The 474-nt window shown below is 32.7% G+C and carries 1 protein-coding gene and 1 pseudogene; both read right to left on the reverse strand.

Annotation, left to right across the window (positions count from 1 at the left end):
• Window positions 1-124 (reverse strand): annotated as a pseudogene (locus HMPREF3265_RS04795) (protein rlx); the annotation flags it as partial.
• Window positions 125-302: 178 nt separating this feature from the next.
• A partial coding sequence (mobC, locus tag HMPREF3265_RS04800) for a plasmid mobilization relaxosome protein MobC (protein WP_141764267.1) occupies window positions 303-474 on the reverse strand: 172 nt, incomplete at its 5' end.

The raw sequence follows: 474 nt of genomic DNA on the forward strand, positions 1-474 counted from the left end.
CTTTAAAACTACTTTTGGCATAGTCTATGTCGCAATTTAAACCACTTTTTTCAACCGCACGTTTTTCAGCATAGTTGATAGCCCGTGACGTTGATTTGGTGGCACTTAATTTAGTTGTTGCCATCATCATCACTTCGTTTCTGTTTAGGTGCTATAACATCAAGAATAATTCGAAAAATAAGTACATAAATAAAGATTGCTATTATTACCCATTTATTTTCAAAAAAAGCATTATTTTGGATATATAGAAAAGATAATTACCCCAGCACTAATTATTAAATACAAGGTAATAAGAACTCGCCTTAATTTAGCCTTTGCCATATTTCATCTAACCTTTCACGCACCGCTTTGATATTATATTCCAAGCCATCATAATTCGGTGCTTTATGTTGATGTTGATTACAGTATTTAGCAATCTGATTCACATTTGCACCTAACTTACTTAAATCTTTGGCAATCGATTGTCGCGTTTCT

The organism is Staphylococcus sp. HMSC62B09 (genome assembly GCF_001839115.1).
In the GTDB taxonomy this organism is placed as follows: Bacteria; Bacillota; Bacilli; order Staphylococcales; family Staphylococcaceae; genus Staphylococcus; species Staphylococcus haemolyticus.